Below are 22,346 nucleotides of genomic sequence, written 5' to 3'. Positions count from 1 at the left end.
GTTTGAGAGCAGTGTTTGTAACGCCATTCGCATCTTTCTTAGAATCATTAGCTATGTGAATCAAAAAGAGTCATAAATCACAGTTAATGAATCTGCATATTCGAAAGACCTTATCAAACATAGAAGTCCTACACAGAGGCGTCAATAACACAAATGAACATTTTTTGAACGATTTTTGAAGGTGGTGTTTTATCAGAGATTTAGCGCTAATAAAAAACCGGAGCCTTTAGGGCTCCGGTTGATCTTAGGGTCAGTCTGACGTCCTTTGCTTCAGTTGTTAACTAACTGAGTGGACGTCGACAACAAGTTAAAGCAATTATGCTTGTTTAGTTGCTTGCAGATGGACAGCCTTTAACAGCTTGACCGTTACTGAAGTACTGAATGTTGTCTAAGTTTTTATTGAAATCTTCAGCTGAGATCTGAGGGTTGTTCACAAAGAACTCACGCAGAACAGACGCGTCAGTCATCTGTGTAGACTCAACGTCGATGATTGGGTAGTTATCACCACCTGCTGCGCTGAAGCTGATTACAGAGAATGTGTAAGTAGCTGCAAGATCGAAGCCTTTGCCGTTGATGTCAGTGATTGTTACGTCGCTAGCATCACAATCAACAGATAGCTTGATGTTATCTAGTTGAGCGTATGCACCAGAACCTGCAGACTTAGTTGCTACTACGTCTAGGTACTCTTTCACTTCTGCACCAGTCATGGTTGCTTTCGTTACAAAGTTACCGAAAGGCTGTACTGTCAGTACGTCGCGGTAAGTGATGTCACCCGTTTGGATTGAATCACGAACGCCACCTGAGTTCATCACGCCGAAGTCTGCATTTACTAGGTTGTAAGTACGGTACGCTTCACCCAATAGGTGACCAAGGTTAGTTTGCTGTGAGCGAACTGTAGTACGGTCGCCTTCTAGCTTGCCGTCAGTTTCAGAAACTTTAACGTCTAGAAGATCTTGGCCTTGCTGTTGGTAAGGAAGAAGAATTGACTTAACTGTTGCGTCAGGCTTGATTTCTTCAGTGATGAACTGGTAATCACCATTTTCATCTTTGGCTTTTAGGTTTACTGGAATTAGCGCGTAATCTGCTAGGTGCAGTTTACCGTCGTAGTATTCAAAATCTGCACGGCCAACGTATTTACCCCACTCATGCGCTTGCATGATGTAAGTGCCGTTTTGTTGGTCTGGTGCACAATCGTCGCCTGGTTTAAAATCAGCGTATTCGTTAGTGCCTGGTTCCATACACACAGGGTTTTGTGAGTGACCACCGATGATTGCATCAAGCTCACCTTCTTTAAGAGAGCGTGCCAGCATTACATCACCCGCCGCTTCACTACCATGGTTACCGTCTTGGTAGTGACCCATGTGCGTAGTCGCAAATACTAGGTCAACTTTTTCGTTAGCTTCGATTTCTGCAAGTGTTTTTTGGATTTCAACTTGTGGGTCTTCGAAGTAAATGCTTGCTACATTGTCAGGGTTAACTAACTTCGCAGTATCTTTTGTAGTAAGACCAATTACTGCAACTTTAAGACCGTTGATAGTAAACACTTTGTAAGGAGCAAAGTAACGTTCATCAGTTACTTTACCGTCAGCATCTTTCTTATAGATGTTTGCTGCTAGCATTGGGAAGTCAGCAAGTTCTGCTTGCATGTCTAGGACATCTAGAGAGTTATCAAACTCGTGGTTACCTACTGCCATTGCGTCGTAGCCAAGAAGGTTCATACCTACGAAGTCTGGCACTGCGTCTTGCATATCTGACTCAGGAACACCAGTGTTGATGTCACCACCTGAAAGTAGGATTGACTCACCGCCATTAGCTGCAACTTCGGCACGAATTGACTCGATAAGAGTTTTACGTGCTGCCATGCCGTACTCACCTTTACTGTTTTCCCAGAAACGACCGTGGTTGTCGTTAGTGTGTAGAACAGTGAATTTAGTACATGAATCTGCTGTTTCACAAGTAACTGGAGAGTTATCGCTGTCTGAGCCACATCCTGCTAGTGCTGCGCCGACTGAAAGCACCAAAAGAGATTTGGAAAACTTCATAGGGGATCCTTTCTGTGTGATTTTGATTTAGTTACGGCGTGAAATATACGGAAAAAATATTAAACTTTAGTGATCAGAGTCTTATTTATACTTCTGTCGACGAAAGGAATTAACGAGGCTGCTACCTAAGTCTACAAATAAACAGAAATGGTATTTTGTGGTTGGGAGTTAAATTTAAGTTTTTATTTTGTGAGTGACTTAATTGAATTAATTTTTCCAATGTGAATCAATACGCATTTTGGTGAGATATGAAGCAAACTTTGGTGATTATTTTGTCAGATTAATGTCTTCTTACTCTCTATGAAACAAATAGTTAAGATTTTTCTGTACGCTGTGTTGAGAGGAAGGGATGCTCAAAAAAACAACCACACTTACCGCGGAAATCGATTGCTCATGGCAAAGACTGTTCAATGTGAGCGGCAATTTGTACAACGGCTATTCTTATGACCCGCACTATTGGCAAAAGTTCTCTGAACTTTGCGCTGTATTTCTATACCAATCGGGTAGCGTCACATATATTTCTTGCCCAGAAAGTTTATGGGAAACAATTAAACATGTTCACCCAAATGAGCTGGAGAGAAAGCTCAATGATAAGCAATTGTTCTGTGAATTTGATGATGTCGACTACTATTTATTTAATGATAATAGTAATAACAAAGACGATGGGATAATTCCTCTCTCGATCGAATCTGATCTCGAATTACTTGAATCTTTTGTTAGCCGAATGAGCGAAGAAGATATCCTTAAAGCGGACTTTGACCTCGATAGCCATTTCTTTTACGGCATATTTGACAAAAATGAGCTGGTCGCGGTGTTGGCTTCTTATTGCTATAAAGGGAAAGAACCGTTTGAATCTTTATCCATATTGGTTTCTCCTGAAGCAAGAGGAAAAGGGTATGGAAAACGCCTGCTCAGTCATTTAATCAATGAAGTGAAGTTGAGGCAGCGTAAAATCAGGTATCGAGTAAATATCGAAAATACGCCTTCGATAAAGCTTTGCCAGTCTTTTGGGTTTGAAGCGTACAGTCGTCAAAGGGTGTTTACTCCGGAGTAATGGAAAGTCAAGCAATGGAATATACAGTTAGAAATGCAATTAGAGATGAAGCGGGTCAGATCGCCAAAATACACGTCGATTCATGGCAAGTCGCTTACAAAGGGTTAATGCCTCAAAGCTACATCGACCAATTTACTCGAGAGCGTAGAGAGCGAATGTGGACTCGGGTCATGACGGAGCAACTGGCACATCTCATTGTTGTAGAGAAGCAGAAGGAGATTGTCGGCTTTTTGAGTTATGAGCTGCCTAATCACTCTAGTGAAGATAAAACGGCTATTGTGACTTGCTGCTATGTATCTCCCTTATACTTCGGGCAAGGTGCTGGTAGTGCTCTGATCGATGAATTAGAAACTCGCTTGCTCTCAACGCCAGTGATGCAAATCAGTCTTAAGGCGTTGGATAGCAATAAGCAAGGGCTTAATTTCTACAAGAAGTGCGGTTTTGTACGCTCTGGAGAGGAGGAATCGGAAGTCATTGATGAGATGACACTCAACGACGTCACGTTAGTGAAGTACATAGCACGAACGTAATAACTTACTGTTGAAGAATATGCTGCGCAGCGTTTGGTAGAGCAAGCTGCTGGCAATGAAGATAAAATTGAGAAAAGAGGAAGAGAATTTACTTTTCCCTTAATAGTAAAACCCCGGAGGTGGTAAGTCTCCGGGGTTTTGAAATTTTTTAGATGTCTCGGTTGGTAAGTCCGATAATCTTTTATGCAAAAGGTTTGGATTTTATCCGTTAATTCCTTGGTAGGGAATTAGATACGGATGAAGTCCATGTGCTCAACTTTTGGCTTGTAAGCGTGACGTTGAACGTCTTGTGGCTTAACTTTAACTTCAGCGCCGTCGATAACTAGAACGATGCCTTCGTAGAACGCTGGCTTGTCCATTTGGTTAACGATGTCGTCGTGGTTAAGAACGATAGCAACTGCTGCTTCTTCACCGCCGTATACAACTGCAGGGAATTTGCCAGCGTGACGTAGGCGGCGGCTCGCACCTTTACCTAGTTCAGTACGTACTACTGCTTCGAATTTCATAGTATTTACTCTCAAATTAGTAAAAAATAAAACTTCACGACACAATGCGACCTTGTGTTCGTGGTAAAGCTTGAAACAGGAACTGTTCAAGCGAGCGCGGATACTATCATCCTGCTCTGAATTCAGCAACCGAAATTGTACCTAAATCACCAAAAAGCCAGTAATTCTTCTTGCAGTAGAGTGTCGTTTTTGCGGCTCGGGCAAAAGTTTGCTCACATTGCGCTGATTTTAACCGATTTTGCTTTTTTTTGTTCGCACGTTTTATTCCTCTTGCAGTCAATTCTCTTTCTGAACGAAATCATTCATTAACAAAATGAACGCAAAATGAATGTTGGCCTCAGTAACCGTTAAGTCACTCGGTTCTATTCTCCATCGTAAATAAACGGATAACCTCAATGGAGCACATTATGAATTCAGTTAGTATCGTTGTAATTACCTTGAATGAAGAAAAACGTATTGGTCGACTACTTGAAGATTTAACCAAGCAAACTCACCAAAAATTTGAAGTGATCGTAGTGGATTCGAACAGCGAAGACTCGACGAGAGAAGTCGCGCAAGCTTACGATGGCTCACTACCAGAACTGACTGTTCATCATATGGAAACGCGTGGTGTCAGCTTAGGACGTAACACGGGAGCAGAACTTGCAAAATATGAACGTATTCTTTTCTTAGATGCGGACGTGCGCTTACCGAGCGATTTTCTGAGCCGAGCAATGGGTAAATTGGAAGGTGCGAAGTTGGAAGTAGCAGGTGTTTATATGGGATCAAACGATCTGCCAATGGCACATAAGTTAGGCTACGGCCTGTTTAACGCAGGTTTGTTTATTACTCAATACGCATTTCCAACCGCAGTAGGGGCATGTATTTTCTCTACAAAACGTGCGCATAAAGAGATCAATGGCTTTGATGAGTCCATCACGCTTTGTGAAGATTGCGATTATGTAAAGCGAGCTTCAAAAACATGGCGTTTCCGCTTCTTACCTATGACTTTTGAATTCGATCCGCGCCGCCTTGATCAAGACGGTTTCTTTAAAATGGGTATGACCTATTTCAAAGCTAATATGCGTCGATTCTTCTTTGGCGAGATGCGTAATAACGAAATGGAATACAAATTCGGCCACTATAAAGATCAACACTCATAATCGTCGGGGGCTGCATGCTGGAAGCGATCAGTCTGTTCTTCGGGGCTCTGTTAGATGCGACGATTGGACCTAACCTCTTTATTCCGGGCGAGCCGTTTTTGCTCGCTGCGGGCTATCAATTACACCAAGGCGTCATTTGGGGCGTCATCGCCGTTTTATTGGGCGGTTGGATTGGCGACCAACTCAGTTATTTTATTGGCAAACGTTCTGGCTCTAAAGCGCAGAGGAAGCTTATTCGGTGGCAAGCCAAGACGAAGCGCCCAATAGCCCGTTGCCGTTTGCTGATGAAAAAACGCGGCAATGCCATTTTGATCTTTGCACGCTTACTCGGACCTGTTGCTTGGGTCGTGCCATTTATGGCGGGTTCTGTGAATGTGAGTTGGAAGCGTTTTACGGTCTGTTCATCAATTGGACTGATGCTCGGTGTTGGGCAGTTTGTCGTTGCAGGGTATTTGCTTGCCGCGGGTCTTAACACATGGATTCCAATTGATTCCATTAAGTTCATCCTGTTTGAACACAAGCTTCTTATCGCCTCAGTGCTCATCGCTTCTGTATTCGCCTTTGTGGCTTGGAAGAAAAACTGGTCACGTAAATGGACCAAATCCCTAACAGCTTTAGTGCTCTGTTTAGTTGCTGCGAATTATGGACACTTTTTCTATCTAGCAGACGACAATGTAGAACAAACCGACGTTACTAAAAGTCAACCGATAGTGCTTGATGATATCGGCTTTAAGGTTTATCCGGGGCGCTCGAATGTGTTTGACGCCCAGGCAGTGAACTTGGTGTATGTCGGTGAATCCCCGAGAAGCCTAATGCAAGAGCTAGGCTGGCTAGAGAATAAAACCTTCTCGAGAAACGACATCGAGCTAGCAGATTATGTGAGTTTGTTGAAGCAGAAACTGCCGCCAGTTTCTGATTTGTTTTGGAACGGCAAGCCACAGTCGATGGCGTTCCAAGAGCCTGGAAGTTTGCTAAAACGTTCTCATATCCGCTGGTGGCAAGCTGGGTTAGAATCAAAGTCAGGTCAACCAATTTGGGTCGGAGCGATTAGTTACGATGACGGTCTCAAGTTGGCGCATTACGCAGGCATTGTGACGGTGTTACATCGAATAGATCCTAATGTGGATAGTGAAAGAGACCGTCTAGCGAATCAAATTGAAGTGAGTGATTTAGCGTTAGTGGGGGAGTTACATTCGCTGGCACAGCCTGTTGCAATGGACAGTAAGCATGACTATTACTCTGATGGGAATGTGCTGCTGATTAGTGAGCCATCATTAGCTCTAAACTTATCCAACCAAAAAGCTATCTAGATACAAAAATGGCACCTAGCGAATAAATCGATAAGTGCCATTTTAAAGCGTTACTGTGAGTGGCTGATGTAAGCGACTTAAGCGCGGCTCTTTTGCAGAATCAATGTGGCTTTTAAACCGCCCATTTTGCTCTCTGATAGTTCAAGCTGACCGCGGTAACTGTGCGCCATTTCACTGACAATGTTTAAGCCCAAACCAGATCCTGGCGTTGTTTCATCCAGACGGTAACCACGCTTTATCACTTGGCATAACTGCTCCGCAGGGATCCCCGGGCCGTCGTCTTCAATTATGATATGAATATTGTCTTTATCTAGCATTGAGTGAACACGAATGATGCTATTCGCCCATTTGTAGCCATTTTCCAGTAAGTTACCCACCATCTCATCCAGATCGGTTTTCTCTACTGCAACATTCAAATCAGAATCAAGCTCGTTAATCAGTGTGACGTCACGATGTGAGTAGACCTTGTCAAACGCCATTGATATGGCATCAACACGCTCTGAAGGGTTCGATTTCACCGAAAGAATGTTCATTGAACCCGCCATACGAGCACGACCCAAGTGGTAATCGATGTGTTGTTGGATCTGTGTGATTGGTGCGTTCAAGCGTTCTTGTTCTTCAGGTGTGAAGCTTTGCACTTCGTTTTTTAAAACCGAAAGTGGTGTTTTTAGCGCGTGAGATAAGTTTCCCGCATGATTTCGTGCACGTTCAAGCAACTCTTGATAGTGAAAGAGCAGAGCATTGAGGTCAGAAATTAAAGGTGAGATTTCTTTCGGGTACTCTTCTTCCAAGCCTTTCTTATTACCTGATTTAAGCTCGGCTAATTCTTTTTGCAGCTTGGTCAGCGGGCTTAAAGACCATGCGATTTGTAGCAAGATAACCGCAAGAACACCGGCAAACAGCAATCCTAAAATGATCCAAAGCTGCCCTGTTAAAGACTGGATTGTGCCTTCAATTGGGTCTTCGTCAATACCGATGATGACATTAATGGGACCATCATAATCTGGCAGATAAAGGGTCTTTTTCAACGTGATCAGTTTTTCATCACGAGCACCAAAGGCGTCTTTATCTAACCCTTTGTACTCGATTTTCTTATCCCATAGGGAGCGCGAACGCTCTAGGCTTGTGTCCGTCGATGCGCTCCAGTAAAGACCACTGTATGGACGATTAAATCTAGGATCGGAAAGTTGAGTAGGCAGGGTGAGTTGGCCTTTGCTGTCGACTTCGAGTTGGGCGGCAATCTCGTCCATGTAGACATTCAATTGTGATCGAGTGTCATCCACCATGTAGACGTAGACTTGGGTTGGGATTGTCACCCCAGCGGCGAGGATCATCGCTGTGAGCCAAACTACCGCCGCGAGTACTAAGCGACTTTTGATACTCAGCCGCTTAAGAATGTGCATGGGAAGTTTGTTTTTATTCCGCATTCAATTGATACCCGAGTCCACGAACTGTCTTAATGATTTTCGGTGCAATTTTCTTACGAATACGACCGATGAACACTTCGATGGTGTTTGAATCACGGTCAAAATCTTGTTTGTAGATATGCTCTACCAACTCGGTACGAGAAATGACTTTCTCTGGGTTGTGCATAAAGTAGGCGACAACTTTATATTCCAATGCGGTTAAGCTGACTGCTTGTCCTTGCCACAGTACTTTTGAGGAGCGAGTATCTAAACTCAAATCACCAATCTGCATGACAGGAGAGGCGTTACCTGAAGCGCGGCGTAATTGAGCGCGAAGGCGTGCAGTTAGTTCAACCATTTCAAATGGCTTGGTTAGGTAGTCGTCTGCACCAGCATTCAAACCTTCAACACGCTGAGATAATGTGTCACGGGCACTCAAAATAACAACTGGCGTATTAATGTTTTCGTCTCGAATACCTTTAAGGACCGTTAGACCATCTAGTTTTGGTAAACCTAGATCGAGCACAATCGCATCCCATTCTTCAGAGGTCGCACGGTAAAGCGCGTCGATGCCATCTTGGGAAAGTTCTGGTACCCAGCCATTGTTTTCCAACGTTTCTAAAATCTGTTCGCCTAGGCGAGGTTCATCTTCGACAACAAGTATTTTCATATTCTTTCTTCTAATTATGTTTGGATATCGATTACTGCGGCTTAAGAGCTTTATTGAAGTTACGTCCTTTTATCTCGAGCATTTCTAGTGTAGCGGCATCGTATTCCACCTTTATCACACTGTCATTGAACAAGATCTTAAGTTCGTAAACCCATTCGTCATCGTCTTCTTCAAGTTCAACTTTAATAATACGCCCATATAAATCATTCTCCACTGCTGCGTACATATCAGAGAACGGGCGGATATAGCCTTTCTGAACGGCGCGGTAGACTTCATCCTGATCTTCATCGAACTCAATTCGTGTCCCCGGTTTTTCGACGTCACGAACGATAGCGTGACCATCTTTGTCATCATGATGGTCTTTGTGATCGTGGTGATCAGCAAAGCTTGGTGCAGACAATAAAAGCGGAAATATAGCTAGCAGCACGGAAAGTTTGCGCGGAGTGAAGGAGATAGACATGGCAAAGCCTTTTTCAATGAGTTACGACGATTATATCGTGCTGTACATGAACAGAAAGTGAATTAGTGAGCATTCGCTTATCTTAATTCGTCGTCAAAGATCTTGTCGCGCAGCTTCCAGAAACGGCCTGACTTACGGGCAATAACAAATTGCGGTAGACGGAAACGATGCTGGTTGGCCACCACTTTAGTTGGCGATGCTTCTTCAAACGGACGATGTTTGTCGGCGAGGTGGGGCCGAACAAACTGGTCTTTGAAATTTTGCTTCTGCTTTTTGGTATTCAGTGTCCAGAACTCATGCACCAGTGCATTGCCTTCGCCTTGATAGGTTTCACCAGAATACGTCACTTTCAATTGTGATTTGCCATCACTGGATTTAAACACCGTCAAATCCATTTCTGTACATTCAAAGATCAGCGCGTCTTTTAGGTTCAATGCTTCTTTGAGCTTTTTGTCTGGGTCAACAAGAGTGGCATCACACTCATGGCAAATACGCGCTGCAATATCGTTATCAGCACCGCACTCACCGCAGTATTTGGCTCTAAAACGGTAACCGCAATGCTCGCGCTCTCCTGTTTCATCGTCTTCAAAATACCCTTGGCAGCGGCGACCAAAGTGTTCCAGCAAAAAGCCGTTGCTGTCTAACTTACCCCAGAAGTTGTTATTAAAGCCGCAAGCAGGGCAAGGGATGGTGATGATCTCGCTGGTGGAGTCAGGCTTCGGATCACCGACTTCAGGTTGGTATAAATCGTAGCTGTTACCAGCGTAATCCAGTACTAAACATTCCGATTTGCCCTCCGACAGGCGCAAACCACGCCCGACAATCTGTTGATATAGACTGACGGATTCGGTAGGGCGAAGAATCGCGATTAAATCCACATGTGGTGCATCGAAGCCCGTGGTCAGAACGGACACGTTGACCAAGTACTTAATTTCACGGTTCTTGAACGATTGAATAATGGCATCGCGTTCGGGTGTTGGCGTATCACCAATCACAATCGCGGTTTCGCCTTCTGGCAACAGACCGTGGATTTCTTGTGCATGGCGAACCGTGGCAGCAAACACCATCACGCCTTTACGTTCTTTGGCGTATTGAATGATTTGTTCAACGATCTGTGGTGTCGCACGTTTAGCTTTGTCGATCACCATGTCCATTTCGGCTTCTTTGTATCGACCTGTGTTAGCCGGTTTGAGCTGCGAGAAGTCATAAGATAAGACGGGGGCGTCCATCATACGAGCAGGTGTTAAGAAGTTTTCATCCAGTAAGTAACGAATAGGGAGCTCGAAGATGCAGTCACGGAAAAAGCGTGACTCTTCAGTTCGAACCTGTCCACGGGTGTGGTACTGGTAAATCCAGCCCATGCCTAAGCGGTATGGGGTAGCGGTTAATCCCAAAACTTTAATGCCAGGGTTAAGCTCTCTTAGATGAGTGATCACTTTTTGATAGCTACTGGTTTTTTCGTCTGGCACGCGATGGCATTCATCAATGACCAGTAAAGAAAACTGGTTCTTGAAAGAATCTAGGTTGCGCACCACGGATTGAACCGAGGCAAACACCACTTGTTGATCGGTTTCTTTTCTCCCAAGCCCTGCTGAGAATATCGATCCTTTTAGACCATACCCTTCGTACTTTGCATGGTTCTGTTCCACCAGCTCTTTTACGTGAGCAAGTACCAACACGCGGCCCTTGGCAAGCCTTGCTAACTCTGCAATGACCAAGCTCTTGCCCGCACCTGTAGGCAGCACAATGACCGCTGGTGTGGAGTGTTTACGAAAATAGTGAATCACCGCTTTTACAGAGTCGGCTTGGTATGGTCGAAGGGTGTACATGAAAATCTGTGAAATTGCTCAACTATTCGAATTAGGATCGCTATAATACCCGACCTTAAACATTAGAGGTATTCATGCGTTTAGATAAATATTTGTGTGATGGACTGGGTGCGACTCGCAAGCAGGCAACGAAGATCATCAAAAGTGGCGAAATAACGGTTGATGGTGAAGTACAAAAGAGTGGTGCGTTCAAAGTACCAGAAGGTGGTGTGGTTGAATGGGAAGGGCGCGAAGTAGGTGCTCCTGGTCCTCGTTACATCATGTTGTACAAGCCTGCGGACTTTGTATGTTCGCATGAAGATGGGCACAACCCAACGGCGTTTGTTCTACTGGATGAGCCAAAGGTAGAAAACTTGCACTTTGCTGGTCGTTTGGATGTCGATACCACCGGTCTTGTGTTGATCACTGACGATGGTCAATGGTCTCACCGTATTACGTCACCAAAACACAAATGTGAGAAGACGTACCGAGTATGGCTAGTGGATGCGATTCAACCTGATTACGTTGAGAAGTTTGCTGAGGGTATTGAGCTACGCAACGAACGTGAGCCAACACTGCCAGCACATCTTGAGATCGTTGACGAAGCCGAAAACGAAGTGTTGCTAACTATTGTGGAAGGCAAATACCACCAAGTGAAACGTATGTTTGCTGCGCTTGGTAACAAAGTTGAACATCTTCACCGTGAGCGTATTGGTTCCATTGTGCTGGATGACGCACTTGAGCCGGGTGATTACCGCTTCTTAACAGAAGAAGAAGTTGAATCAGTTGTGAAATAACTCAATCTGGTTGGAAATAATCACTGTTCTGGGAAATTGTTTAATTCCTGATAGGAACTAGTCTTTTGATGAGAAATTACTCAGAATGGTGTTTCCTACCAAATCAGTCTTAGTGTCTGAGTAAGACGCTTATTCGCCGCTCGTAAACGCAGGCAGAACTGTATTTAGTCTGAGAAATCCTTTTCTCTTGTTGGTTCTTACTGACGATAAGTACAGACGGTGTTCACGTCACCGCCTCTTCGTTTTAGCTCGGTTACTTTGTCGTTCTGCATACTGATCATGCAGGTTTTAGCGTCGAGTTAGTCAAGACCATCTTGGTATACTTTCGTCTTTTATGATCTTCTCAATAGTAAGGAGACTATGCGCTGTAATTCGTGACTGTTACGGATTCAGGGTGAGAGAAGCGTCAATCATCTATCTCAATCAATGTGGAATGTTGATGGGAGGACACAACAAGAGGTAAGGCAATGACAGAAAAAGCCCAAAGTGCTCCCCAGTCACAAATCAGTTTTTTATTATTCCTTGTACTCGGTGCAATTGGTGCGTTGACGCCACTTGCTATCGATATGTACCTGCCAGCTATGCCAACCATCGCGAAAGATCTTGGTGTAACCCCAGGTGCGGTACAAATTACGTTAACGGCTTATACGGCAGGCTTTGCGATAGGTCAGTTGATTCATGGTCCGTTAGCGGATAGCTATGGTCGCCGACCTGTACTCATTTTAGGTGTGCTCTTTTTTGGTTTGGCAGCAGTAGTCAGTGCAACCACTAACGGTATCGATGCGCTTACCTATGTGCGTACAGCGCAAGGTTTCGCCGGCGCTGCCGCGGCTGTGATTATCCAAGCGGTTGTGCGCGATATGTTTGACCGTGAAGATTTCGCGCGTGCAATGTCATTCGTCACCTTGGTGATCACGATTGCGCCTTTGGTAGCGCCGATGATTGGTGGTCACCTTGCTATCTGGTTCGGTTGGCGCTCGATCTTCTGGGTGCTTGCTATTTTTGCTGTTGTGGTGATTTTGCTGGTTCTATGGATGATCCCAGAGACACTGAAACCAGAAAATCGTCAGCCGCTAAGATTCAGAACGACGATTCGCAACTATGCGCGCCTATGTTCTAACCCTGAGGCATTAGGTTTAATGCTTTCAGGTGCGTTTTCGTTCTCGGGTATGTTTGCATTCCTGACAGCGGGTTCGTTTGTTTATATTGATTTATATGGTGTTCGACCGGACCAATTCGGTTATCTATTTGGTTTGAACATCATCGCGATGATCATCATGACCAGCCTGAACGGCCGCTTGGTGAAGAAAGTTGGTTCACACGCCATGCTTCGTTTTGGTTTAACGATTCAGTTAATTGCGGGTATTGGTCTGTTTGTGGGCTGGATGCTTGATCTCGGTTTATGGGGAATCGTGCCATTCGTTGTGCTGTTTATCGGTACTTTGTCTACGATTGGTAGTAACTCGATGGCGTTGCTACTTAGCGGCTACCCAACAATGGCGGGTACGGCATCTTCGCTTGCGGGTACACTGCGCTTCGGTACGGGCTCATTGATTGGTGCACTCGTTGCTGCAATGCCGGGTGGCGTGTCGTGGCCGATGATCATCGTTATGTTTGCTTGTTCAGTGCTGTCTGCACTGTTTTATTGGACTTTAGGAAGAAAGGCGTAATGTCTAATTACACCAAAGAAATTCAAAACTTAGTTAACGCTGCTTTGGCAGATTTAGACCAAGAGCACCGCTCAGGTAAATTGGCCAATGCGCCAGTAGCGAACAACCATTACTTAGTTCGTTGGGTAACCAAGGCGCTGAAATCACAACGTTTTGGTCGCACTGTGGGTGATGACCTTACTCGTTGGCAAAAAGCAGGTCGTTCGAAGGGCAATGATGCTGGATTAATGTTTATATTCAAACGCATCTCTGCATTTTACGGGCAGTTTTTTCCAGAAGGTGAAGAACCTAAAGTGATCAAAGATTCTGACATTGAAGCGTTCTTGGATCTTATGGAACAGGCTGGTTGGGAAGTGTCTACGTCTGAACAACTAGTTGGTTGCGGTAAAGTACAAATCTTTACTGAAGGGCAAAACTCATTAGCATTGTGCGCAGACCAATGTGAAAGCTGTTTTGATGGTGAACTATTGGTAAAACCGATGAGTTGGTTTGTTCGTGGTAACCATGCGGAGTTTGTTGAGAAAGCATCGCAAGCAGGCTACATGGTTCATAAGGTGACCGATTACAAATCGATGGTGAAATACCACGGCGAATACCTAATCTTCCCTGCGAATGAAGGTAATCAATTGGCAGAGATTCCTCTGTCATTTAAAGCTGACTAATTCGTCTATCGCATCATAAAAAATCGGAGCCAGTGCTCCGATTTTTATGTGTGCGATCTATGTCGACTTAAGGCATGTACATATCATTAAGCTTTGATACTTCTTTGTGCTTTCTGCGTTTGATGAAGTAGTTAGAAACCACACCGAACATCAACACCAGACCACAGAAGCCGTACACTTGCATGATGGTCGGATCGCTTGAGACAAAACCGAAGTCTGAGAACATTACGTAAGCGCCCAATACCATGTAGATGATGACCGCTGATGCTTCGAAGCGGAATGACCACGGTGTCACATCGATATTCTCATTCACTGGCATTACGTAGTCAGTATCACGCGGCATGAAGTGACCAATCGCAAACATCAGAGCAGTACACACGACGAATAGAATCGCCAATTGGTGTAGGAAGTGGATTGGTGTACCAAAGACCAATTGCATCGCAGCGTAGGAGCTAACAAACACGACCAAAGCAACTTTAGCGGCAATAGCAGGAACACGTTTTGAAATGTAGCCCACAAACACGATAGTGAAGATAGGCACACTAAAGAAGCCCGCAACCATTTGTAGGTATTGGAACAAGCCTTCTGGTGCGTACATGATGAAAGGGGCAATACAGACCGAAATGATCGCAATTATAACGCCGAAGATACGACCTTTCCCGACTAACTCTTCATCCGATTTGTCTTTGCCAAATAGTGGCTTGTAAACGTTCAAAGCAAACAAGGTGGTTGAGCTGTTCAATACACCGTTAAAGGTACTTAGGATTGCGCCGAACATGACCGCGACGAAGAAACCAACAAGCGGCTTAGGCAACACTTCGTTCACCAAGCGTGTGTACATCGTATCTGGGTTGCCCGCATCTGCGCCAAACATATGGAACGCAATGATTCCGGGAATGATTAGGAAAAGTGGAGAGATAACTTTAATCGCACCCGCCAGAATCACGCCTTTCTGACCTTCTTTCAGGTTTTTCGCGCCAAGTGCACGTTGGATAATTGATTGGTCAGTACCCCAGTAGTACAAGTTCACCAACAATAGACCTGTGAACAGAGTAGAGAACGGCAGTGGATCGGTTTCTTTACCTACGGATTGCAGCTTTTCTGGGGCGGCAGTCAGCAATACGTCTAAACCTTCCATAAAGTTACCGCCGCCTAATGCCATCAGACCAAATACAGGGATCATCAAACCGCCGGTGATCAAGCCTACGCCGTTGATTGTGTCTGCAATTACCACGGCTTTTAGACCGCCGTAAATCGCGTAGAAGAACCCCAACAAACCAATAGTGGCAGAAATAAGGGCGATAGAGCTGAACTCAGAAATGCCCAGTAAACCTTGTACATCAAAGATTTCACCCAGTACCACTGCGCCAGCGTAAAGAGTGGTAGGTAGAATGTTGATGACGTATTGGCACAAGAACAACAGGGTAACGAACTTCTTCACCGACATGTCGTAACGGCTTTCTAAGAAGTCTGGAATAGTGGTGATGCCTTGCTTGAGGTAGCGAGGAACAAGCAGCAGCGCAATGATAACCAGTGTAACGCCAGATGCCACTTCCCAACCCATCACACTCATGTTGTGGGTGTAGGATTGTGCACTCATGCCAACAAAGCTAGTAGCACTCAGGTTGGTAAGAATCAAGGAGCTGGCAATCAGCCCACCTGTTAAGCTTCGTCCACCAAGGAAGAAACCGTCTTGAGAGGTGTTTTTATCGTTTTTAACTTTGCTGTAAGTGAACACCACAACAAAGCCTGTAAACAGCAAGAACGAAAGTAATACTGTAATAGACATTTTGTTTCCTTAACAAGTTAAGCAATTAAGTTTTGCTTGTTAGTTGTAGGGTGTCCCTCTAGCGCGTATAGGAGTGTTTTATCAGGAACAACGCGAAGTTGAAACCCGGTCGCTAGAGGGCACAGATAGAGGTTTAAATTTTCTTAAGGTGTACAATCAGTGCCGATTCAGGGTCGAGAATCGGAAGCGTCACCCCAATTTCCTTTAAGTTATCGCCACTTAACGTCAGGGCTTTGTCTAGCCATTGCGGACGTTGCTTCATCAACTGGAAGCTGGTTTTTGGCATTTCAACAATCTTGACTTCGTAACGGGCGTTTTCATCCGCACAGCTAACGCGAAGTGGAGATGGCAGCGCATGATTTGGCATTGCCAACTGACACACCGTAATCAGCATTTCTTGCCCGTTCTCAACGCCATAGATGTTCTGGTTTTGATCGGCAGGATCGATGCGGAAAGTACGTCCAGAATGAAGCAAATCGCGATACTGTTTGTGCAGTTGAATGTAATGAGCAAACGCTTGTTTTTCTTCCGCGCTTTCTTTTACTGGATCGAGCTCCACACCCATGTGGCCGCTTAACGCCGTGACGCCACGCATGTTGATCGCATGACGACGATTGGTTGAGTGACACTCTGCAGGACCAATGTGAGCGCCCATGACTTCAGGTGGGAAGAAGTAGCTCATACCACGCTGAATCGCTTGACGTTCCAGCGCATCGTTACAATCAGAAGCCCAGAAACGGTGAGTTCGTTTAAGGATTTCAAAATCAATGCGACCACCACCCGAAGAGCAAGACTCAATTTCAACCGCAGGGTGTGTTGCTTGAAGCTCGTCCAGCAAGCGGTAAAGCGCTTTCGTTTGACCATGTACAGCAGGTTTACCTTGATGCCCCGGTTGAACCAATTCACGGTTCATGTCCCATTTCAGGTAGCCGATGTTGTAACGAGTCAGTAAGTCATTCAAACGTTCAAACAGGTAGTTGAAGCAATCTTGGTTTTGCAAATCCAAGACGTATTGCCAGCGACCGGAGGGCTGGTGGTAGCCTTGCAGACTCAATACCCAATCTGGGTGTTGGCGATATAGATTTGAGTCTTGGCTGACCATCTCTGGCTCAACCCAAAGACCAAACTCCATGCCTTTGTTGTTTACGTGCTTGATGACAGGCTCAAGACCATTTGGGTACTTTGTTTCATCCAAGTACCAGTCACCGAGTGCAGCGCGTTCGCCATCACGACCTATGAACCAACCATCATCAATGATGAAGCGCTCGACACCCATCTCGGCGGCTTCGGTCGCCATCTGCATGATGTATTCAGGTTTATGATCGAAGTAGATGCCTTCCCACGTGTTTAAATGAACAGGACGAGGCTTGTTGTTTGGAAATTGAATAATATTGGCACGAACGAACTCGTGGAATCGCTCTGATATTCCATTCAAACCCGAGTTACTGTATGTCGCGTAAAGCCATGGTGATTGGTAGGTTTCGCCGCTTTGTAAGCGCTTTTCACCAGACAGTAGTAGTTCACCTGCTTGAACAAAACGGCGACCGTCACTACGAACATCGGCACGCAGTTGATGGTTACCACTCCAACCAAGGTGAAAGCCCCAAACTTGCCCCAATTGCTCACTAAAGCCATTGGTGCCCGCGAACAAACCTGGGAAGTTTTCGTGAGAGGTGCGACCGCGGCGGTTTTCTTGCATAAAGCCACCATGCTCAAAGCTCAGACGCTGAGTCTGAAACTCATGACACCAACGCCCGTGGAACGTCATCAGCTCGTTTGCATGGTTAGGAAGTGGCAGAGTAGAGGAGAGCTTACCCAAGCAATACTCACCGGCAGTTGTGTTTGTTACGGTGATGCGTTTTTGTACCACATCACTGTGAAAGTCCAGTTGTAGCTCAATCAATAATTCAAGACCGGCAATGTCATCCTGCAGAGTAAATGTCGCGCTGTTGTCATCGTGCTCTATGGATGTGGTTGTGAACACGGGAGCCCAGTCTTCACCATTGCGATGTCCCTCAATCCCAGGCGCATTAAAGTGACCGCTGCCCAACTCAGGGCAGAGTGATAAGGGTACGTCGACATCAAGGCGAGCCTGAGATATAGGGCGCTCGGTTGAGAGCATTAAATCGGGATCGATCTGAGCGATTTTTGCGCCCCAATGAAGGATTTCAGGAACACGATCCACTTTAATGATCATGCTGTGATTCTTGGATTTTAAGTGAACAATTTTTTGCATGTTGTTTCTCTGTTTTCGCAAACATTTAGTCTGCAAATAATCATGCGCTTGTTTGGTTTTATTTCGATTGAATAGCCGTTTAAATGTGACTTTGAACAGGTTTTAGAACGCAGTTTTGTGTGCTAGATCTGCTGTTTTCGGGAACATTTTTTCATGTTTTTTACGACATTGTTCACGAGAACATTCGAATAAATTTGGTAGAGTGAACAGCAAATCAGAATAGGAGAACGCAGTGGCAGTTACGTTTAAAGATGTTGCACGGTTAGCAGGTGTCTCGACGCAAACCGTATCGCGCGTAACCAACGGCGCGGATAACGTAGCAGAAGAAACACGAAAGCGAGTTAACGACGCAATCAAAAAGCTTGGATACGTGCCGAACAAAGGGGCACAAATGTTGAGCCGAGCGAAGTCGCGGATCATCGGTATTGTCTCTTTGGATATCTCACTGCACGGTGTGGCTCTTATTGCTAATGGTGTTCGCAACCAAGCGCATGAGATGGATTACGCGACGGCGCTAGCAGTGTTAGGTGACAACTCCATTGAGGAATTCCGAGTTGCAATCCGAGAGCTTATTGCCCAACAAGTTGATGCCATTATTATCAACGCTCCGGTAACCAGAGAGATGGCAGAGACCCTAGTGGAGCAGTTCAGTCAGCTCACGCTGGTTTTTATTGATGTACCCGAGGGGACGCCCGTTAATTCTCTCAGTTGTGATCATAAATCTGGGGCAAATTTGGCGATCTCTCACTTGATCGAACACAAGCGCGAGTCTTTTGTGTGTATTTCCGGACCCAAGGCATCCACTGCTTCTCAGATTCGTTACCAAGAGTGGCAATCACAGATTCAGCAACATGAATTGGTGCAAGCGGCATACTATGAGGGAGATTGGCAAGCAGTTAGTGGATACAACGCCATTAAAGATGCCGTGTTAAAAGGTGTACCTTTTGATGCTATATTGGTGGCGAATGATCAGATGGCGCTTGGCGTGTTATGCGCGCTGTTGGAAGCGGGAATTAATGTCCCTAAAACCGTGTCTGTTGTTGGGTTCGATGGCATTCAAGACAGCCAGTTTTTCTCACCCCCTCTGACAACGGTTAAGCAAGATTTCAATGAACTTGGACGAAGGGCGGTCAAACTTGTACTGAGCCAGATGGAGAAAGGGCAAGGCGTTAGGTCAGAAGTTTTGCCTGTCAGCTTGGTTGAACGACAAAGCACATCAGCAAAGGCGGACACGCTTTATGACAAGCAAGAAATACTGGCTCATCTAGAAAATATCCGCCGATTATTGCCTTAACCGTCAGGTTGGACTTTGCTTTGGCTTTCCAGCGCCTCTGCTTCTTTCGCTATGGCTTTAACCATGCCTTTGAAGATAAACAGGTGAGCAGGCATCATCGCAAACCAGTAGAGTAAGCCCGGAAAGCCTTGGGGATGCCACCATGCAGTGATATCGAATTCACGCTCCTCACCATCATCTTTAATGGTGATTTCCAAACGACCAAGCCCTGGCCCTTTCATGCCAAAAAATAGCGAGAGGAACTGGTTCTCTTCGCAGCGAATGACTTTCCAAGAATCAATGAAATCACCCACTTTGAGCTCTGGACCGGGAGGGGAAACACGAATGGGTTTTCCGCCACCAAAGAAGATATCGAGCCATTCTCGGGTGCGCCAAAGGATGTTAGCAAAGTAATAGCCTTTTTCAGGGCTCCCGATCTTTTGTGCCACCTTCCAAAGTGATTCGGCAGAAGCTTTAGTCTTGATGCTCGCTCCCGCTTGTTTTGGATAGTACCCATAGCCCGGCTGCCAGCGTTTGAGTGCGGCAGGTTCGAAGCCCCAGACGTTACTGCGTACAAAAGTGCCTTCCGTTGCGATCGTGTCCTCAACAGACTGTTCGTAGCTAATCAGCTGCTGTGGGAATCGCTGATGAATGGCTTTGGTATCGGCAATGTAGTCGTGTTCTAAACCTGCAAGTAACGCTTTACCGATATTTGCAGGAACCGATGTCACGATGGCCAACCAATACGATGCCATTTTAGGTGTCAGTAGTGGTGTTGACCAAAGTCGATAAGGCTTCTTGGTGATCTTACAAATGACTTCAAATTGTTCGCGATAACTTAGTGTATCTGGACCACCAACTTCATATATTTCACTCTCTGTTGGTTTGGTTTCTGCCAGTTTAAGCAAATAGTGATTCAGGTTGGGTAGGGCAATTGGATTGGCTTTGGAATCTACCCATTTAGGTGCAATCAGAATCGGCAGGTTATAGACGAAGTCGCGCATGATCTCGAACGCAGCAGACCCTGGGCCAATAATTACGCCCGCTCGAAGCTCTGTAACGGGCACACCTGCTTGGCGAATAATCTTACCTGTCGCTTTACGTGCTGCTAGGTGTTGAGAGTTACCAGTTTGCGGTTGAATCGCACTCAAGTAAATAACGTGCTGGATGCGACTTTGCTCAAGTGCTTGCTTGAAGTTCTCAGCGAGGCTTAATTCATATTCAACAAAGTCATGTCCTTGCGCCATACCATGCACGAGGAAAAAGGTCAGATCAAAGTCATTGACCACTTCCAAGGTAAGCTCTCTGTCGGCAAGATCAAGATAGAGCAATTCAAGGTTTGGGTGAGCTTCGACTCTAGAGCTCAAGTAGTCAATATGGCGGGCTGCTGCAGTGACGTGATGTCCTTGAGCAAGTAGCAAAGGGATAAGCTGTGAGCCAACATAACCGGATGCGCCTAGTACCAAAATCTTTTTCATCGAAAGCCCTTTTATTTGCTGGTGGAATAATCACCTACAGGTATAATCATGGAATACTTTTCCCTTTCTATCAATAAGTTGTGAGTGGTTTATCGTGACATTCTTATCTCAAGTTATGGCTCATGCTGATAAAGCATTCTTACGCCGTCTAGTCGCTATCGCGTTACCAATAACACTACAGAGCATCATGTTCTCGAGTCGAGGTTTGGTCGATGTTCTAATGTTAGGGCAACTGGGCGAAGCTGAGATTGCAGCTGTCGGCGTAGCGGCACGTGCCACATTTGTCACTACGATTATGCTTGTGGGTGTTACAACTGGTGGGGCGTTGCTCACCGCACAGTATTGGGGAGCGGGAAATAAAGAGGGGGTAAGGCAAAGTACATCTTTAACTTGGCTCATTTCCATGGTTTTTGCTGCCTTTACGGTTTTGCTATTTGTCTTTTTTCCCGAAGCTATTATGGGCTTAACGACTGACTCCCGAGAGGTAATAAGTCTAGGAGCTGAGTACTTAGTTATTACGTCGGTTAGTATGTTTGCGGTTGCCTGTGTTGCAAGTATGGCTGTCGGTTTACGTGCTATGCATCAACCTGGCACCAGTACCTTCTTTAGTGGTATTGGCATCGCTTCAAATATTTTCCTGAACTGGGTGTTGATCTTTGGTCATTTAGGTATGCCAGCGCTCGGCATAAAAGGCGCTGCTATTGCTACGGTTATCAGCGGTGCAATCGAAGTGGCGTTTTTGTTTGGCTACTTGTGGCGCAAGAAACACACGATTGCATTTGGTTTAAGTGATCTTGCCGCTATTTTGGTGGTCGACAAGATAATACGCTTTCTTAAGCTCTCTCTACCTACGACGTTTAATTTCCTAGCGTGGGCCGGTGGACTTTTTGCTTATCATGCCATTATGGGACAAGCTGGTGTTCAGGGCTTGGCCGCACTTTCGGTGATGACACCCGTTGAATCAATAGCGTTGGCGATGATGATAGGCATGTCTAATGCGGCAGCAGTACTTGTCGGGAATCAGTTGGGAGCAAAGAACTTCGAACCTGTTTACTATCAGGCATGGGCAACTATAGCTCTTAACTTATTGATTGCTATTGTCGTTGCTATCACGCTTCTGATTACTAATAACCTTATATTGGACGCGTTCAGTGCTTTAACTATTGAAACAAGGAAGTTAGCTGAGCAATTTATGTTAATCCTAGCATTTGGTGTAATACTTCGTTCGATCCCTATGATGGCTATTGTTGGTGTATTGCGAGCTGGTGGAGATGTTAAGTTTTGCCTTTACCAAGATCTTGTAGCTCAATGGCTGATTAGTATTCCTTTAGCTGCGTTTGCTGCGATTAAATTGGGATTGGAGCCTCAATGGGTGTATTTGTTTTTCCTAACTGAAGAAGTCGTCAAGTGGGTTGGATCGCTTATGCGAATGGCCAGTAAAAAATGGATGAAAAATTTGATCGAATCATGATGCTTAGGTGACTAATTGGTTGTATTTAGATATCCAAAGTGT

At 45.3% G+C, this 22,346-nt stretch carries 18 protein-coding genes; 9 read left to right on the top strand and 9 right to left on the bottom strand.

Going from position 1 to position 22,346, the window contains the following annotated elements; translation table 11 throughout:
• Positions 1-326: 326 nt before the first annotated feature.
• Complete coding sequence (ushA, locus tag J4N37_RS10125; RefSeq protein WP_252040811.1) at positions 327-2,042, bottom strand: bifunctional UDP-sugar hydrolase/5'-nucleotidase UshA; 1,716 nt, start codon at positions 2,040-2,042, stop codon at positions 327-329.
• Positions 2,043-2,391: 349 nt separating this feature from the next.
• Here ushA and J4N37_RS10120 point away from each other — a divergent pair, with 349 nt between their 5' ends.
• Both J4N37_RS10120 and J4N37_RS10115 read left to right on the top strand, forming a co-directional pair.
• Entirely contained in the window at positions 2,392-3,096 is a 705-nt protein-coding gene (locus tag J4N37_RS10120; protein ID WP_252040809.1) for a GNAT family N-acetyltransferase, read from the top strand.
• A 14-nt stretch (positions 3,097-3,110) separates the two neighbouring features.
• On the top strand, positions 3,111-3,626 hold the full coding sequence (locus J4N37_RS10115) for a GNAT family N-acetyltransferase (protein ID WP_029561008.1): 516 nt from the start codon (positions 3,111-3,113) through the stop codon (positions 3,624-3,626).
• Positions 3,627-3,853: 227 nt separating this feature from the next.
• Here J4N37_RS10115 and rplY read toward each other — a convergent pair whose 3' ends face one another.
• Positions 3,854-4,132 (bottom strand): 50S ribosomal protein L25, encoded by a 279-nt coding sequence (gene rplY / locus J4N37_RS10110; RefSeq protein WP_010449038.1) that lies wholly within the window; start codon positions 4,130-4,132, stop codon positions 3,854-3,856.
• A 407-nt stretch (positions 4,133-4,539) separates the two neighbouring features.
• Between rplY and J4N37_RS10105 the strand changes: the two genes are divergently transcribed.
• Positions 4,540-5,274: a glycosyltransferase family 2 protein gene (locus J4N37_RS10105; protein WP_010449037.1), complete on the top strand. Its 735-nt coding sequence runs from the start codon at positions 4,540-4,542 to the stop codon at positions 5,272-5,274.
• A gap of 14 nt (positions 5,275-5,288) precedes the next feature.
• Entirely contained in the window at positions 5,289-6,584 is a 1,296-nt protein-coding gene (locus tag J4N37_RS10100) for an LssY C-terminal domain-containing protein (RefSeq protein ID WP_252040807.1), read from the top strand.
• A gap of 77 nt (positions 6,585-6,661) precedes the next feature.
• On the opposite strand, the gene J4N37_RS10095 is transcribed toward J4N37_RS10100, so the two are convergent.
• The 4 genes from J4N37_RS10095 to radD form a co-directional block, all read right to left on the bottom strand.
• Positions 6,662-8,011, bottom strand: coding sequence for an ATP-binding protein (locus tag J4N37_RS10095; protein ID WP_252040805.1), 1,350 nt, complete (start codon positions 8,009-8,011; stop codon positions 6,662-6,664).
• A complete protein-coding gene (locus J4N37_RS10090) occupies positions 8,001-8,660 on the bottom strand; it encodes a response regulator transcription factor (protein ID WP_005442273.1) in 660 nt (219 codons plus the stop codon). The genes J4N37_RS10095 and J4N37_RS10090 overlap by 11 nt, the downstream gene beginning before the upstream one ends.
• A gap of 31 nt (positions 8,661-8,691) precedes the next feature.
• The gene (locus J4N37_RS10085) at positions 8,692-9,120 is read right to left on the bottom strand and encodes a PepSY domain-containing protein (protein ID WP_038886169.1); all 429 of its coding nucleotides are present in this window, start codon (positions 9,118-9,120) and stop codon (positions 8,692-8,694) included.
• A 77-nt stretch (positions 9,121-9,197) separates the two neighbouring features.
• Entirely contained in the window at positions 9,198-10,949 is a 1,752-nt protein-coding gene (gene radD, locus J4N37_RS10080; protein ID WP_138942085.1) for a DNA repair helicase RadD, read from the bottom strand.
• Between the two features lie 74 nt (positions 10,950-11,023).
• Between radD and rsuA the strand changes: the two genes are divergently transcribed.
• The 3 genes from rsuA (at position 11,024) to J4N37_RS10065 (ending at position 14,057) form a co-directional block, all read left to right on the top strand.
• Complete coding sequence (rsuA, locus tag J4N37_RS10075; RefSeq protein ID WP_252040803.1) at positions 11,024-11,725, top strand: 16S rRNA pseudouridine(516) synthase RsuA; 702 nt, start codon at positions 11,024-11,026, stop codon at positions 11,723-11,725.
• Between the two features lie 467 nt (positions 11,726-12,192).
• Positions 12,193-13,395: a Bcr/CflA family multidrug efflux MFS transporter gene (locus tag J4N37_RS10070; protein WP_005442264.1), complete on the top strand. Its 1,203-nt coding sequence runs from the start codon at positions 12,193-12,195 to the stop codon at positions 13,393-13,395.
• Positions 13,395-14,057 carry a DUF2913 family protein gene (locus J4N37_RS10065; RefSeq protein ID WP_171053654.1) on the top strand — a complete coding sequence of 221 codons (663 nt, stop codon included), beginning with the start codon at positions 13,395-13,397 and terminating at the stop codon, positions 14,055-14,057. Before J4N37_RS10070 ends, J4N37_RS10065 begins: the two co-directional genes overlap by 1 nt.
• Positions 14,058-14,124: 67 nt before the next feature.
• Here the strand turns inward: J4N37_RS10065 and J4N37_RS10060 are convergent, their stop codons facing one another.
• Complete coding sequence (locus tag J4N37_RS10060; RefSeq protein WP_005438848.1) at positions 14,125-15,846, bottom strand: solute:sodium symporter family transporter; 1,722 nt, start codon at positions 15,844-15,846, stop codon at positions 14,125-14,127.
• Between the two features lie 133 nt (positions 15,847-15,979).
• A complete protein-coding gene (locus J4N37_RS10055) occupies positions 15,980-18,082 on the bottom strand; it encodes an alpha-galactosidase (RefSeq protein ID WP_252040801.1) in 2,103 nt (700 codons plus the stop codon).
• Between the two features lie 232 nt (positions 18,083-18,314).
• Between J4N37_RS10055 and J4N37_RS10050 the strand changes: the two genes are divergently transcribed.
• Positions 18,315-19,376 carry a LacI family DNA-binding transcriptional regulator gene (locus J4N37_RS10050; protein WP_252040799.1) on the top strand — a complete coding sequence of 354 codons (1,062 nt, stop codon included), beginning with the start codon at positions 18,315-18,317 and terminating at the stop codon, positions 19,374-19,376.
• On the opposite strand, the gene J4N37_RS10045 is transcribed toward J4N37_RS10050, so the two are convergent.
• Positions 19,373-20,833 (bottom strand): DUF2867 domain-containing protein, encoded by a 1,461-nt coding sequence (locus J4N37_RS10045; RefSeq protein WP_252040797.1) that lies wholly within the window; start codon positions 20,831-20,833, stop codon positions 19,373-19,375. The genes J4N37_RS10050 and J4N37_RS10045 overlap by 4 nt on opposite strands.
• A 94-nt stretch (positions 20,834-20,927) precedes the next feature.
• On the opposite strand from J4N37_RS10045, the gene J4N37_RS10040 reads away from it, so the two are divergent.
• Positions 20,928-22,304: an MATE family efflux transporter gene (locus J4N37_RS10040; protein ID WP_252040796.1), complete on the top strand. Its 1,377-nt coding sequence runs from the start codon at positions 20,928-20,930 to the stop codon at positions 22,302-22,304.
• Positions 22,305-22,346 lie beyond the last annotated feature (42 nt).

This window comes from Vibrio sp. SCSIO 43153, from assembly GCF_023716625.1.
Taxonomy (GTDB): Bacteria; Pseudomonadota; Gammaproteobacteria; order Enterobacterales; family Vibrionaceae; genus Vibrio; species Vibrio rotiferianus.
This window is presented reverse-complemented; position numbering and strand designations above follow the sequence as displayed.